Genomic DNA, 1191 nt, shown 5'->3' with positions numbered 1-1191 from the left:
CTAGTGATCTGGTTTTGAGGTCTTGGCTCGCCTCGTGAGTCGTGTTCTGTTTCAGGTTTTGGGGTTCGCCTGACGTGGCTGGTCCTGGGTCGCTCTCCTGGATGGATGGGTGACACCAGGCTGGCGCCGGTCGTGCTGTCGGATGCCGAGCGGCTGACGTTGGAGAACTGGGCCAGGCGGCGTTCGACCGCGCAGGGTCTGGCTCAGCGTGCGCAGATCGTGCTGGCGTGCGCGCGGGGATGGAACAACACGATGGTGGCCGCCCGGCTGGGAATCGGGCGCAAGACGGCGGCCAGATGGCGGACACGGTTCCTGCGGGACCGGCTGGAGGGGCTGACTGATGAGCCGCGGGCCGGGGTCCCGCGGACCATCACCGATTCCCAGGTGGAAGAGGTAGTGGTCCGCACCTTGGAGGAGACACCCGTGGGTGGGACTCACTGGTCGAAGCGGGAGCTGGCCAAGGTCGTGGGGATCTCACCGGCCAGTGTGCTGAGGATCTGGCACGCCTTCGGCCTGCAGCCGTGGCGGACCGAGACCTTCAAAATCTCTCCGGACCCGTTCCTGATCGACAAGATCCGTGACGTGGTCGGCCTCTATCTCGCTCCGCCGGCCAACGCGGTGGTGTTTTCGGTGGACGAGAAGCCGCAGATCCAGGCGCTGGAACGGACTGCCCCGGTGCTGCCGATGCTGCCCGGGGTGCCCGAGCGGCGGAGTTTCGACTACGTCCGCCACGGCACCGTCGACCTGTTCGCAGCCTTCAATACCGCGACCGGCAAGGTCATCACCAAGCTGTCGGCCCAGCACCGGGCCGTGGATTTCCGTGACTTTCTCGACGAGATCGACCGCCAGACCGACAGAAGTCTGGCGGTCCACGTGATCTGCGACAACCTCTCCGCCCACAAAGCGCCCGTGGTACAGAAATGGCTGTTGGCCCATCCCCGCTTCCGGCTCCACTTCACGCCCACCTACTCGTCCTGGATCAACCAGGTCGAGCGGTGGTTCGCAGAGCTGGAACGACGCTGCCTCGAACGCGGTGTCTTCTGCTCACTCGACGACCTGAAGACCGCGCTCGAGGACTGGATCAAGGTCTGGAACGACGAGGCCAGGCCCTTCAAGTGGACCAAGACCGCTGACCAGATCCTCGACCGGATCTGCCGCTACTGCGACAGGATCTCAAAACCAGATCACTAG

At 64.6% G+C, this 1191-nt stretch carries 1 protein-coding gene; it reads left to right on the top strand.

Annotated features, from left to right (window positions below):
• Nucleotides 1–105 precede the first annotated feature (105 nt).
• A complete protein-coding gene (locus tag OTB20_RS42200; RefSeq protein ID WP_267825188.1) occupies nucleotides 106–1191 on the top strand; it encodes an IS630 family transposase in 1086 nt (361 codons plus the stop codon).

Source organism: Streptomyces sp. H27-H1, assembly GCF_026627445.1.
GTDB lineage: Bacteria > Actinomycetota > Actinomycetes > Streptomycetales > Streptomycetaceae > Streptomyces.
This window is presented reverse-complemented; position numbering and strand designations above follow the sequence as displayed.

Excerpts from the sequence above, each read along its gene's own strand:
- OTB20_RS42200 (WP_267825188.1), top strand. The coding sequence starts at position 106 with ATGGGTGACACCAGGCTGGCGCCGGTCGTGCTGTCGGATGCCGAGCGG.